The following is a 12469-nucleotide window of genomic DNA, read 5'->3' as shown; positions in this document are numbered from 1 at the left end:
TGAATATCATTTCGCCACTGTGGAATGAGGAACGCCGGGTATTTGTTGCCGTGGAAACTTTCAGCCCATCTTCGGATGGGCTTTTTTCTCCGCGTATTTATCGTTCAACAGAACGATTTTCAGATGATATGGCTATAATGCACTAAGTTGGTGCACAAGAAAGGCTCAGGAGAATACTGTATGGCAACTGGCACGCTGCCCGATGCTGGGCAGATTCTCAATTCTCTGATCAACAGTATTCTGTTGGTCGACGGTGAATTGGTGGTTCACTACGCCAACCCCGCCGCACAGCAATTGCTGGCACAGAGTTCCCGCAAGCTGTTTGGTACGCCACTGCCGGAACTGATGGGGTATTTTTCCCTGAATATTGAGGTGATGCTCGAAAGTCTGGACGCCGGACAGGGCTTTACCGACAGCGAAGTCACCCTGGTGGTCGACAGCCGTGCGCACATTATGTCGCTGACCGCACAGCGTCTGCCCGAAGGATTGATATTGCTGGAAATGGCACCGATGGACAATCAGCGTCGGTTAAGCCAGGAACAACTGCAACATGCGCAACAGGTGGCGGCGCGTGATTTAGTGCGCGGTCTGGCGCATGAAATTAAGAACCCGCTGGGCGGGCTTCGTGGCGCGGCGCAGCTGTTGGCAAAGGCGCTGCCCGATCCGGCCCTGACCGAATACACCAAAGTCATCATTGAACAGGCAGACCGACTGCGCAATCTGGTCGACCGCCTGCTGGGGCCACAGCAGCCAGGAATGCACATTACACAAAGCATTCATCAGGTTGCCGAACGCGTGGTTAATCTGGTTTCGATGGAGTTGCCCGATAATGTGTCACTCGTTCGCGACTATGATCCGAGCATGCCAGAACTTCCTCATGACCCGGATCAAATCGAACAGGTGCTGCTGAATATCGTGCGCAATGCGCTGCAAGCGTTGGGTGCAGAGGGCGGCACTATCACCTTACGCACCCGTACTGCGTTCCAGCTGACGCTGCACGGTACACGTTATCGCCTGGTGGCACGCATCGATATTGAAGATGACGGCCCCGGCATTCCGGCGCAGCTACAGGATACGCTGTTTTATCCGATGGTCAGCGGCCGTGAAGGCGGTACCGGATTAGGGCTATCCATTGCCCGCAGCCTGATCGACCAGCATTCGGGAAAAATAGAGTTCAGCAGTTGGCCCGGACACACGGAATTTTCGGTTTATTTGCCTATTCGCCAGTGAGGTTTCTATGCAACGAGGGGTAGTTTGGATCGTCGATGACGATAGCTCCATCCGCTGGGTGCTTGAACGAGCGCTCACTGGAGCCGGTTTACAGTGCGTGACGTTTGAGAGCGCGAACGAGGTGCTCGAAGCCCTTGCGACAAAAACCCCGGACGTATTACTGTCAGATATTCGCATGCCCGGCATGGATGGGCTGGCGCTGCTGAAACAGATTAAACAACGCCACCCGATGCTGCCGGTGATTATCATGACCGCGCATTCTGACCTCGATGCGGCGGTCAGTGCTTATCAACAGGGTGCTTTTGATTATCTGCCAAAACCGTTTGATATTGATGAAGCGGTGGCACTGGTGGAAAGAGCCATCAGCCACTATCAGGAGCAGCAGCAGCCACGTAACCAACCGGTGAGCGGCCCGACCACCGACATCATCGGTGAAGCCCCGGCGATGCAGGATGTGTTCCGCATTATCGGCCGACTGTCGCGCTCCTCCATTAGCGTGCTGATAAATGGCGAATCCGGGACCGGTAAAGAGCTGGTAGCCCATGCCCTGCATCGCCACAGCCCACGTGCCAAAGCGCCTTTTATCGCGCTAAATATGGCCGCAATTCCGAAGGATTTGATCGAGTCAGAACTGTTTGGTCATGAAAAAGGGGCGTTTACCGGGGCAAATCAGATCCGTCAGGGCCGTTTTGAACAGGCCGACGGCGGGACGCTGTTCCTCGATGAAATTGGCGATATGCCGCTGGATGTTCAGACCCGTCTGCTGCGCGTGTTGGCTGATGGCCAGTTTTATCGTGTCGGCGGCTATGCGCCGGTAAAAGTGGATGTGCGTATTATCGCTGCCACCCATCAGAACCTGGAGCTGCGCGTACAGGAGGGGAAATTCCGTGAGGATTTATTTCACCGCCTGAACGTGATCCGCGTGCATCTGCCGCCGCTGCGCGAACGCCGGGAAGATATTCCGCGCCTGGCACGTTACTTCTTACAGGTGGCCGCGCGCGAGCTGGGGGTAGAAGCCAAAATCCTGCACCCGGAGACCGAAACCGCTCTGACGCGCCTGCACTGGTCCGGTAACGTACGCCAGCTGGAGAACACCTGTCGCTGGCTGACGGTGATGGCGGCCGGTCAGGAAGTGCTGATCCAAGACCTTCCGCCGGAGCTGTTTGAGACCGCAACGCCGCAAAACCCGGCGCAGTCACTGCCGGACAGCTGGGCCACCCTGTTGGCGCAGTGGGCCGATCGCGCATTGCGTTCCGGTCATCAAAATCTGCTGTCCGAAGCGCAGCCGGAAATGGAGCGTACGCTGCTCACCACCGCGCTGCGCCATACTCAGGGCCATAAGCAGGAAGCGGCACGGCTGCTGGGCTGGGGACGTAATACCCTGACGCGCAAATTGAAAGAGTTAGGGATGGAATAGTCCTCCCTGGCACGATAAAAAGGCGGCACGGTAACATGACCGATGTCGCCTTTTTATTCAGATGACCCTTGAAAATCGTGTACCAGAGGCTTTCTGACGCAGGTAGCGATCGAAACACATGCAAATATTACGGATAAGCAATCGTCCCTTAGCGGTGACGACAAGCGAATTATCGTGGCACTCCACCAGCCCGTCAGCGATAAGCGGCCGCAGCAATGCCAGATCCTCGGCAAAGTAGTCGCGGAAGTGGATCCCCCAGCGCGCCTCAATGCTTTTGAACGATAAAGAAAAATGACAAATCAGGCGCTTAATCACATCACCACGCAGGCAATCATCTTTCGTCAGCTGTAAGCCGCGCCACAGCGCCGTATTACCCGCGCGTATTTGTGCATAATAGTGCTTCAGCTCTTTGTGGTTCTGCGCATAGCTGTCACCCAGCATACTTATCGCTGACACACCCATTCCCAGCAGATCGCAATGCCCCAGGGTCGTATATCCCTGAAAATTGCGATGCAGCTCACCCGCTCGTTGCGCGACCGCCAGCTCATCGTCCCGGCGGGCAAAGTGATCCATACCGATAAACTGGTAACCCTGGGCCGTCAGGGTAGCAATCGTCTGTTGTAAAATGGTCAGCTTCTGCCGCGCGTCCGGCAGTTCTGCCTCACGAATTTTGCGCTGGGCGGCGAACAGAGTGGGCATATGGGCATAGTTAAATACGCTCAGCCTGTCAGGGGCCAGCTCTGCCACTTTCTGCAAGGTAAATGCAAAACTTTCCGGCGTTTGTGCGGGCAAGCCATAAATCAGGTCGATATTGGTGGAAACAAATCCCAACTGACGTGCACGAGCCATCAGCGCGAAAATCGTCTCTTCATGCTGTACGCGGTTGACCTTTTCCTGCACCTGCTTATTAAAATCCTGCACTCCCATGCTCAGGCGGTTAAATCCCTTAGCACGCAGATGGTCTAACACATCCAGCTCAATTTCTCGCGGATCAACTTCTATCGATATTTCGGCCGTATCGCTAATGTGAAAATGCTGGCGCAGACAGGCCATCAGGCGACTAATTTGCCCCTTGTTGAGAAAAGTGGGTGTGCCACCGCCCCAGTGTATTTGTTTAACGGTGCGCTGCTGAAATAACGGGGCGCGGGCGGTAATTTCCTGCATCAGTGCCGCAAGGTAGTCATCAGCTTTGTGCTGCTGACGCGTTATCTGCTTATTACACCCGCAGAAATAGCACAAACGATGGCAGAACGGGATATGCAAGTAGAGTGATAACGGGCGTTCGGGATAGCGCATAGCAGCCTGTAAAAAAGCCTGCTCGTCGTAGTGCTGATGGAATTCCAGTGCGGTCGGATAAGAGGTGTAACGGGGGCCGGAGATATTGTATTTCTGAATGAGTGGGAGATCCCACTCTGTCGCCTGAATCTGCATGCTCACTGACCTTATCTGCGTCGTGGTGCAGATCGCCGCATGGCAGTAAGCTGCTGGCTGACGATCCGGCCACGCAGCCGGGTTCTCAGCCGCGATAGCCGCTGTAGTTTAACCAACAACCCTCCCAGCCAGCACAACAGAATCAGCGCAATAATTGATCCAGGCCAAATCATTGTTGGATAACACAAAAAATTAAGGCAGCGCAAAAATACGCTACCTCAATAACGGCAGAAAACGGCTGGATTAACCTGATGATCAATGACTGCCTTTCAGCAGCCGATACATATCTTCTTCCGCTTTTTCGTCTTCAACCTCTTCATCCAATGCAATGCCTAGCTGCTCCATCAGCACATCAATACGGTCCAGCGACTGATCCAGCCAGGCCTGATCTTCAGCAGAGAGGATCTCGCCATTTTCCAGACGGTCAAGTAAGGCATCCAGACGTTCGTCATTCTCCAGCTTTGCCAGCTCTTCTTCCGGCGTCAGACGCGGTTTTTTCTCAACTTCTGGCTTGGCGGCCTTAACCGGCTTAACGGATTGACTGGCGGGCACATCCGCGCCCAGTGCAATCGCTTTTTTACTGCCGATACGCGGGTCTTTGGCGGGTTTACTCTTATCGCCCTTCTGACTCACCGTGACCGGGTTACCCCGGCTGCCGGAGGCATGACCGCTGTGCTTTTTTTCGCGTTTGCGATCGCGTGCTTCCTGATTGATCTCTTCACGCGTTTTGCGTTTCACGCGTGCTGCAGGTTTCTTAACTTGGGACGTGCGTGCAGGTTGCTTCATGGTTTCTGCTCTCAGGCTTTTATATTCAGTATAGAATTGCAGCGGAATCTAGCAGAAACCAGAGCAAGAAAAAAGGCGGCAGGTCATCCTGTCGCCTTTTTTCCCACCTTCCGCAGAAGGACTTACATTTTCAGCATCCTTTTTAGCAGCCAGCATCCCTGTTTTCCATTGCCTTAGCCGTTACTCGCCCTACCTGGCGACTTCCCTAATCCCTGCCGTGTACCCTGTACACATTTCCAGCCCTACCCGCGATCGTCCTGATACTCCCTGAGCGCTTCATCCTGAAGTGAAATATCCTGTTTCTGGGTTTAAATATAAACCAAACTGTCGGCCTCACAATATGGTGGCACTATTTTTTACTCTTTTTTTTTATGGTTTTCTATAAACACATGAAAATAAATGAAATATTAAATATCATTAATGTAAATTACAGAAAGTGCTGGCAGCACGAATGGTCAATCTCCTACAAGCTTGATGCTGGCTACCGTCTTACCGGGCGCTTTGCAGCCATAAAGGGTATAATCGGCTCAATTGCCCTTTTTATCTGGAGTATCTACCTTGTCTGGCTGGAATTATCACCTCACCCATTTTGTCACCAGCGCCCCCGATATTCGCCACTTGCCTGCCGATACCGGTATTGAGGTGGCTTTTGCCGGGCGTTCGAACGCGGGTAAATCCAGCGCGCTGAATACGCTGACGAATCAAAAGAGCCTTGCGCGTACCAGTAAAACGCCTGGACGCACGCAGCTGATTAACCTGTTTCAGGTTGCTGAAGGCTATCGTCTGGTCGATCTGCCTGGCTATGGCTATGCTGAAGTTCCGGAAGAGACGAAGCTGAAGTGGCAGCGCTCTCTGGCAGAATATCTTCACGACCGCTACTGCCTTAAAGGGCTGGTGGTGCTGATGGACATTCGCCACCCGTTGAAAGAACTCGACAGGCAAATGATCTTATGGGCGGTACAGAGTGGAAGAGAAGTGCTGGTGCTGTTGACCAAAGCCGATAAACTGGCTTCCGGGGCGCGCAAAGCGCAGCTAAATGTAGTCAGAGAAGAGGCTAAAACTTTTCTGGGTACGGTAGAGGTTGAGCTGTTTTCTTCGTTGAAGAAAATTGGGGTCGACAAACTGAGTCAGAAGCTGGACAGCTGGTATCGCGATCTTCCTACGTCGACCGAAGAAGAGCAGGCCTGACAGGATAACTGGATTCGCTAATGCTGCGGTCAACGCTCAAACAGCCTTAAACTGATATCAGGAAAGGGTTGAAATGACTGGATGCTGTCGGCATGACAGGGATTCAGACGACAGACAATAAAAAACGCCCCAGTCATAACAACTGGGGCGGCTAAAATATTCAGCCAAATCCGATTACGTGAAGTAAAAGGTCTGAAAGATAGAACATCTTACCTCTGTACCCTACAAGCCAAACTCTACATGATTTTTAGGGTGCTCAAAAGGGTTTTTTGTTGTTAATTTCCAGAAAATGCCCCATTTAACCAAACCTGGCTCACATAATGCTGCCAACTCTATGGCTTTATGACTGAAAATGTGTTTCGTGAAACAGAGACTGATTAGCTCAAATAAGGATGTCAGGCCGCTAGCTTGATGACCTGAAGCCAGCCTGGTTGCAGGACAGGAGATCACCGAACCTTATGAGCTGCAAGCAGGCCCGGTGAGTAGCCACTTAGCGAGGCTAGTGGGCCTGGTCCCAGTTATCCCCCACGCCAATATCTACGCGTAACGGCACATCCAACGCCATGCTGCCTTCCATTAGCGCACGGATCTGTGCGGAAGCGGCCTCTACCGCATCTGCCCGTACTTCAAACACCAATTCATCGTGTACCTGCATAATCATTTTCACATCAGGAGAGGGCTGCTCTTCCAGCCACCCATCGACGGCGATCATGGCTCGCTTGATAATATCCGCAGCCGTGCCCTGCATCGGGGCATTAATTGCCGCACGTTCTGCCGCCTTACGGCGCATGGCATTACTGGCTTTAATATCCGGCAAGTACAGGCGACGACCATCCAGCGTTGAAACATAGCCTTTCTCTGCTGCCAACTCACGGGTACTTTCCATATATTGCAGAACCCCCGGATAGCGCTCAAAGTAGAGATCCATATATTTCTTCGCTTCTCCCGCGCCAATATTGAGCTGACGCGACAGGCCGAACGCGCTCATACCATAAATCAGACCAAAGTTAATGGCTTTGGCACTACGGCGCTGCTCCCCGCTGACCTTATCCAGCGACACGCCGAATACCTCTGCCGCCGTTGCGCGGTGTATATCCTGTTCGCTGGCAAATGCCGATAGCAGCCCTTTATCCTGTGAAAGGTGCGCCATAATGCGCAATTCAATCTGCGAGTAGTCAGCCGCCACGATACAGTGACCTTGCGGCGCAATAAACGCCTGGCGGATGCGACGACCTTCGTCGTTGCGCACCGGAATATTTTGCAGATTGGGATCGCTGGAAGAGAGACGCCCGGTAGCGGTAACCGTCTGGTGGTAAGATGTATGTACCCTTCCGCTATGCGGATTGATCATTAGCGGCAGCTTATCCGTGTAGGTCGATTTAAGCTTAGAAAGACCTCTATGTTCCAGAATCACCTTAGGTAACGGGTAATCCAGCGCAAGTTCAGCCAGCACTTCCTCACTGGTTGACGGTGCACCGCCCGGCGTTTTTTTGGTGGGCTTGATGCCCTGCTTTTCAAACAAAATGGTTTGCAGCTGCTTCGGTGACGACAGGTTAAACGGTTCGCCTGCCAGTTCATGTGCTTTCAGCTCCAGCTCCGCCAGGCGACTGCCCAGCTCCTGCGAGTGCGCGGCCAGAATGCCCTGGTCAATCAGCACGCCATTGCGTTCTATACGTGAAATGACCGTCACCAGCGGCATCTCGACCTGCTCAAAGACGTTTTTAGGCCCCTGCTCTTTTTCCAGCTCCGGCCACATTTTCAAATGCAGTTGTAGCGTTACGTCTGCATCTTCTGCTGCATAATGAGCCGCCTGCTCCAAGGCGATCTGGTTGAAGGTCAGCTGATTTTTCCCTTTCCCCGCGATCTCTTCAAAAGTGACGGTTTTATGATGTAGCCAGCGTGATGCCAGCGTATCCATATCATGGCGACCCGCTACGCTGTTCAAGGCGTAGGATTCCAGCATGGTATCGAAGCGAATACCCCGCAGTTCGATGTCATAACGCTTCAATACACCGCGATCGTATTTAAGGTTCTGCCCGACCTTTTGTGCATGCGGGTCTTCCAGTAATGGTTTAAGGCGTGCCAGAACCTCGCTGCGGTCTAATTGGGCAGGGGCATCAAGATAGTCATGAGCAACCGGCAGATAGGCAGCATCACCGGGTGCGGTCGCAAAAGACAGACCGATAATATTGGCGCTAAGGGTGTCCAGCGAATCCGTTTCCAGATCGAAAGCAAACAGCTCGCTGTCCTGTAATTTTTTCAGCCAGCTGGCGAAAGTCTCTTCATCAAGGATAGTGACGTAGCCGTCAGAGGAAAGCACGCTGGTCGCTTCTACCGCTGTTGCTTCATCCTGCACCGTCGCAACTTTTTTCGTAGACGGGTTACCTTTGTTACCCTGCAACCATTTTCCTTCTTCAAGGTCGGTGATCCAGCGCTTGAACTCGTAGTGCCTGAATAGCGCCATCAGCTCTTCGACCGCCGGTTCTTCTACCACTAACCGATCGCTGGTCAGTTCCAGTTCAACGTCAGTTTTAATCGTCGCCAGCTGGTAAGAGAGCAGTGCCATCTCTTTATTTTTCTCCAGCTTCGCGGCCATCGTTTTAGCCCCACGGAACGTCAGCGTCGCGACTTTATCCAGGTTAGCATAGATATCCTTCACGCCGCCCAAGCCCTGCAGCAGCGCCTGCGCCGTTTTCTCACCCACGCCCGCCACACCCGGGATGTTGTCAGAGGAGTCCCCCATCAGAGCGAGGAAATCAATAATCAGTGATGGCGGTATGCCATATTTCTCAACAACTTCATCCGGGCCGAGAACCGCATTATTCATGGTATTAATCAGCGTGATATCTGGCGACACCAGCTGAGCCATATCTTTATCACCGGTGCTAATCAGTACCGCACGTCCCGCCTTCTCGGCTTCCAGCGCCAGCGTGCCGATCACGTCGTCAGCTTCCACTCCGGGGATGGCCAGTAGTGGCAGCCCCATCGCTTTGACCATCTTGTGCAATGGCTCAATCTGCGCGCGCAGGTCGTCAGGCATTGGCGGACGGTGGGATTTATACTCCTCAAACAGTTCGTCGCGAAATGTTTTACCCTTGGCATCAAAAACGACAGCGACATGACTTGGCTTATATTGCAACATCAGGCTGCGCAGCATATTTAATACGCCGTACATTGCACCGGTGGGTTCACCCGCGCTATTAGTCAGCGGAGGAAACGCATGATAAGCACGATACAGGTAGGAGGAACCGTCTACCAGAATCAGCGGGTTTTCTGCAATTTGAGCCATAAGTCGTCACGTTCTTCTTTGATTTTGATTGGGGTTAAGGATGCCACAGCTCACCCTAAAAGATGAAATCACAACGACGAATAAATCGCAGACAATTGTGAATTTGCGCGGCATTTCGCAAGAATTTCTGTGGATAAGTTTGTGCGTAAATTTTTTAACATATTTTCCCCAGAGAAGCCTCTTGGGTAACTGTTGTTATTAATTCTTTTTAATCATTGAGTTAGTCGTTTTACACAAATTGTGAATAATTTATTATGTAATAAGCTAAATGTGGATATCAGTTGAGGTGACCACATTAGGATGCGATATATTGTGTGGGAGTGAGACTTTTTTACGATGATATTTAGTGTTTAAAATGCCGGCTGTGATACCGGCACGGAAAGGTAGGAACTTGGGAAGTGTTACTTCTGGGTAACCAAGAAGTTCACCAGATTGGCATATTGCTGGACATAGTTATCCATTGAGCTGGTATCCAATCCACCGCTATTAACCATGTATTTACCATTAACAAACATCGCCGGAACGCCGCGAAGATCCATGTCTGCCGCCGCTTTTTCCTGCTGGGCAACCAGAGATTTCACCACAAAGCTATTCCAGGCAGCATCATAGTCGGCTGGTTTAATTCCCGCCGCTTTAACAAATGTCTCTTTTAGCGTTGCCGGGTTTGTGATGTCCTGCGTTTTCTGGATACCTTCGAAAATAGGTGCAGTCACTTTATCTTCCACGCCCAGCGCGATGGCGACAGCCCACGCTTGCGTAACCGTTTTACCCATATCGCCGCCGAGGAAATCAACATGGTATTTAGTGACCTTAACATTGGCCGGAAGGTTCTTTTTCACGGTATCGCTAACATGCCAAACGCGTTCAAACTCGTAGCAGTGCGGGCAGTAGAACGAGAAGAATTCGAGAACCTGCGGTTCACCGGTTACGGGTTTATCCAGTGTGACGTACTGCTGACCATTGCTAAATTGAGCAGCTGAGGCGCTAAATGCCAGAACCATACCGACGAGCGCAAACCAAATCTTTTTCATCGTGAAACTCTCTCCTAGTTACAAACACGGTGGGCGAACCAAAGGTCGATCACACCTGGAATACAGGCACAAGCTGGAGCGGAGGCTCCTGCAACAGCTTGTCCTGTTCATTAAAAATGGAAATCTGTCGGCGCCAGAAATCCTCATCCGTCATCCACGGGAAACTGATCGGAAAAGCAGGATCTTGCCAACGGCGTACTACCCAAGCCAGATAATAAACCATCCGCATGGCTCGTAAAGGCTCAATCAGTGACAATTGATGTGTGTCGAAATCGCAGAACTCACCGTACGCCTCCAGCAGTATTTCCCACTGTAGACGCTGCTCCTGAAGGTCTCCGTTAACCAACATCCACATATCCTGTATTGCCGGGCCGTTACGTGCATCATCAAGGTCAACAAAAAGTGGACCATCACGCCACAAAATATTACCCGGATGACAGTCACCATGTAAACGCAGTGGCTGCCACTGAGTATGCCAGCAGTTGAGTAAAGTTACGTGCAGACGCCCAACGCAGGCAAGTAATTCATCTTTTAACTTAGCGGGAACCAGTGGACTCTGGCTCAGGATCTGCAAGGGTTCGTCAATGTATTCCTGTAGGCCAATAGTTGGCCTTGTCGCAAATTCTTTACGCTGCCCAACCTGATGAATACGCCCTAAAAAGCGTCCTACCCATTCGAGATGGTCGTAGTTGTCCGTTTCATACTGGCGTCCACCGAGGCTGGGAAACACCGCAAACCCGAAACCCTGATGTTGATGTAGCGTTGCGCCTTGCAACATTAATGGTGCAGCAATCGGGATTTCATCGGTAAACAGTTCCGCAGAAAATTGATGTTCTTCCTCAATCTGCGCCTGTGACCAGCGCTGTGGACGGTAAAATTTCGCCACATAACGGTGCTTATTTTCATCAAAAAACTGATAGACGCGGTTTTCATAGCTGTTCAGCGCTGTCAGCCCGGACTCTACGCGCAATCCGGTGCTCCAGAGAGCATCAAGGATGGTATCTGGCGTTAAAGTATCAAAGTTAAAAGCAGGTTCTGTCATCCGGCTGGCTCGCTGATTATTGCTTACTGAGCTCAAAGAATACCATTAAATCAGCTGCGCTCGGGACAAAGCGCCTATTTAATCTTTAATCACACCCCGTGCACGCAGCAGCGCCGTTTTAAAATCCTCTTCATAGTCTTTTTTCAGGCCGGGGATCTCCGCATCTTTTTCGCTACCGCGCATTTTAAGATGGTAGATCAGCACATCATCTGTTAATCCACCCATTGACTGCTTAAATCCGGCTTCGTCGGCTAATATCTGTAAAAATTGAACTAAATTCAGATCGGGATGCTGCTGCCAGGCAGGTTGCAGTAAACTGATTAACTCATTAAGGCGGTGGCATTTCATATTGTTGTCCCCGTTTCGATAAACCAACGTTAGCATCGGGTGCGAAACCAATGACCAGACTGCCCATAACCGGGGTGATCCTTGCAGGTGGCCGCAGTAACCGTATGGGAGGAGAGGACAAAGGGTTGATTAACTGGCATAACCAACCTCTCTATCAATATGTACTTCAGCGTTTGCAGCCACAGGTCACTACTGTATGGATTAATGCCAATCGGAATATTGAGGTATATCAACGAAGTGGTATCCCGGTAATCTGCGATACGCTGGCCGATTTCCCCGGACCGTTAGCCGGAATACTGGCGGCACTACAGCAAACGGAAACCGAGTGGGTGGTTTTCAGCTCCTGCGATACTCCCTGTCTGCCTGAAAATTTGGCTCAGCATTTGTGGCAATATAAAGGCAAAGCTCGGGCGGTTTGGGCGCGAACCGGGGAGCGCGATCACCCTACACATGCACTTTTGCACCGAAGTCTGGCTGATCCACTTCAGCAATATCTGGCACAGGGGGATCGAAAGTTGATGTTTTTTCTTCAACAGGTGGGAGGACACAGCGTTTATTTTGCACAGGGAGAGCCTGCATTCCGCAATTTCAACCGTCCAGAAGATCTTCTGTAAACGTCACAAGTGCGGTACAGAAGCAGAGAACAACAGAAATAAATGACATGCAACGCAAAAAGGCCACCCCGAAGGATGGCCTTTTGCTTTATT

The 12469-nt window shown here is 51.5% G+C and carries 11 protein-coding genes; 4 read left to right on the top strand and 7 right to left on the bottom strand.

Annotated features, from left to right (window positions below; all coding sequences use genetic code 11):
- Positions 1-180 precede the first annotated feature (180 nt).
- Positions 181-1230, top strand: coding sequence for a nitrogen regulation protein NR(II) (gene glnL, locus EPIR_RS00140; protein WP_023653263.1), 1050 nt, complete (start codon positions 181-183; stop codon positions 1228-1230).
- A gap of 7 nt (positions 1231-1237) precedes the next feature.
- Positions 1238-2647, top strand: a complete 1410-nt coding sequence (gene glnG / locus EPIR_RS00135) for a nitrogen regulation protein NR(I) (protein WP_023653262.1) — start codon at positions 1238-1240, stop codon at positions 2645-2647.
- 57 nt (positions 2648-2704) lie between these two features.
- Here glnG and hemN read toward each other — a convergent pair whose 3' ends face one another.
- Together hemN and yihI are read right to left on the bottom strand one after the other, a co-directional pair.
- Positions 2705-4078, bottom strand: a complete 1374-nt coding sequence (gene hemN / locus EPIR_RS00130; protein ID WP_023653261.1) for an oxygen-independent coproporphyrinogen III oxidase — start codon at positions 4076-4078, stop codon at positions 2705-2707.
- A gap of 255 nt (positions 4079-4333) precedes the next feature.
- Positions 4334-4864 carry a Der GTPase-activating protein YihI gene (gene yihI, locus EPIR_RS00125; RefSeq protein ID WP_023653260.1) on the bottom strand — a complete coding sequence of 177 codons (531 nt, stop codon included), beginning with the start codon at positions 4862-4864 and terminating at the stop codon, positions 4334-4336.
- Positions 4865-5422: 558 nt separating this feature from the next.
- Between yihI and yihA the strand changes: the two genes are divergently transcribed.
- Positions 5423-6052 carry a ribosome biogenesis GTP-binding protein YihA/YsxC gene (gene yihA, locus EPIR_RS00120; protein ID WP_023653259.1) on the top strand — a complete coding sequence of 210 codons (630 nt, stop codon included), beginning with the start codon at positions 5423-5425 and terminating at the stop codon, positions 6050-6052.
- A 160-nt stretch (positions 6053-6212) separates the two neighbouring features.
- On the opposite strand, the gene spfP is transcribed toward yihA, so the two are convergent.
- The 5 genes from spfP to EPIR_RS00100 all read right to left on the bottom strand — a co-directional run bounded on the left by spfP (position 6213) and on the right by EPIR_RS00100 (position 11762).
- Complete coding sequence (gene spfP, locus EPIR_RS19315) at positions 6213-6260, bottom strand: small protein SpfP (protein ID WP_071892919.1); 48 nt, start codon at positions 6258-6260, stop codon at positions 6213-6215.
- A gap of 291 nt (positions 6261-6551) precedes the next feature.
- Complete coding sequence (gene polA, locus EPIR_RS00115) at positions 6552-9341, bottom strand: DNA polymerase I (protein WP_023653257.1); 2790 nt, start codon at positions 9339-9341, stop codon at positions 6552-6554.
- Between the two features lie 401 nt (positions 9342-9742).
- Positions 9743-10372: a thiol:disulfide interchange protein DsbA gene (gene dsbA / locus EPIR_RS00110; protein WP_023653256.1), complete on the bottom strand. Its 630-nt coding sequence runs from the start codon at positions 10370-10372 to the stop codon at positions 9743-9745.
- A gap of 49 nt (positions 10373-10421) precedes the next feature.
- On the bottom strand, positions 10422-11414 hold the full coding sequence (locus EPIR_RS00105) for a serine/threonine protein kinase (protein WP_023653255.1): 993 nt from the start codon (positions 11412-11414) through the stop codon (positions 10422-10424).
- A 78-nt stretch (positions 11415-11492) separates the two neighbouring features.
- Positions 11493-11762, bottom strand: coding sequence for a YihD family protein (locus tag EPIR_RS00100; protein WP_023653254.1), 270 nt, complete (start codon positions 11760-11762; stop codon positions 11493-11495).
- 50 nt (positions 11763-11812) lie between these two features.
- Here EPIR_RS00100 and mobA point away from each other — a divergent pair, with 50 nt between their 5' ends.
- Positions 11813-12376: a molybdenum cofactor guanylyltransferase MobA gene (gene mobA / locus EPIR_RS00095; RefSeq protein ID WP_023653253.1), complete on the top strand. Its 564-nt coding sequence runs from the start codon at positions 11813-11815 to the stop codon at positions 12374-12376.
- The last annotated feature ends 93 nt before the right edge of the window (positions 12377-12469 follow it).

The organism is Erwinia piriflorinigrans CFBP 5888, from assembly GCF_001050515.1.
Classification (GTDB): domain Bacteria; phylum Pseudomonadota; class Gammaproteobacteria; order Enterobacterales; family Enterobacteriaceae; genus Erwinia; species Erwinia piriflorinigrans.
This window is presented reverse-complemented; position numbering and strand designations above follow the sequence as displayed.

What these genes read in the sequence shown, in the direction of transcription:
- glnL (WP_023653263.1), top strand. Translation starts at nt 181, where the DNA reads ATGGCAACTGGCACGCTGCCCGATGCTGGGCAGATTCTCAATTCTCTG.
- glnG (WP_023653262.1), top strand. Translation starts at nt 1,238, where the DNA reads ATGCAACGAGGGGTAGTTTGGATCGTCGATGACGATAGCTCCATCCGC.
- hemN (WP_023653261.1), bottom strand. Translation starts at nt 4,078, where the DNA reads ATGCAGATTCAGGCGACAGAGTGGGATCTCCCACTCATTCAGAAATAC.
- yihI (WP_023653260.1), bottom strand. Translation starts at nt 4,864, where the DNA reads ATGAAGCAACCTGCACGCACGTCCCAAGTTAAGAAACCTGCAGCACGC.
- polA (WP_023653257.1), bottom strand. Translation starts at nt 9,341, where the DNA reads ATGGCTCAAATTGCAGAAAACCCGCTGATTCTGGTAGACGGTTCCTCC.
- dsbA (WP_023653256.1), bottom strand. Translation starts at nt 10,372, where the DNA reads ATGAAAAAGATTTGGTTTGCGCTCGTCGGTATGGTTCTGGCATTTAGC.
- EPIR_RS00105 (WP_023653255.1), bottom strand. Translation starts at nt 11,414, where the DNA reads ATGACAGAACCTGCTTTTAACTTTGATACTTTAACGCCAGATACCATC.
- EPIR_RS00100 (WP_023653254.1), bottom strand. Translation starts at nt 11,762, where the DNA reads ATGAAATGCCACCGCCTTAATGAGTTAATCAGTTTACTGCAACCTGCC.
- mobA (WP_023653253.1), top strand. Translation starts at nt 11,813, where the DNA reads ATGACCAGACTGCCCATAACCGGGGTGATCCTTGCAGGTGGCCGCAGT.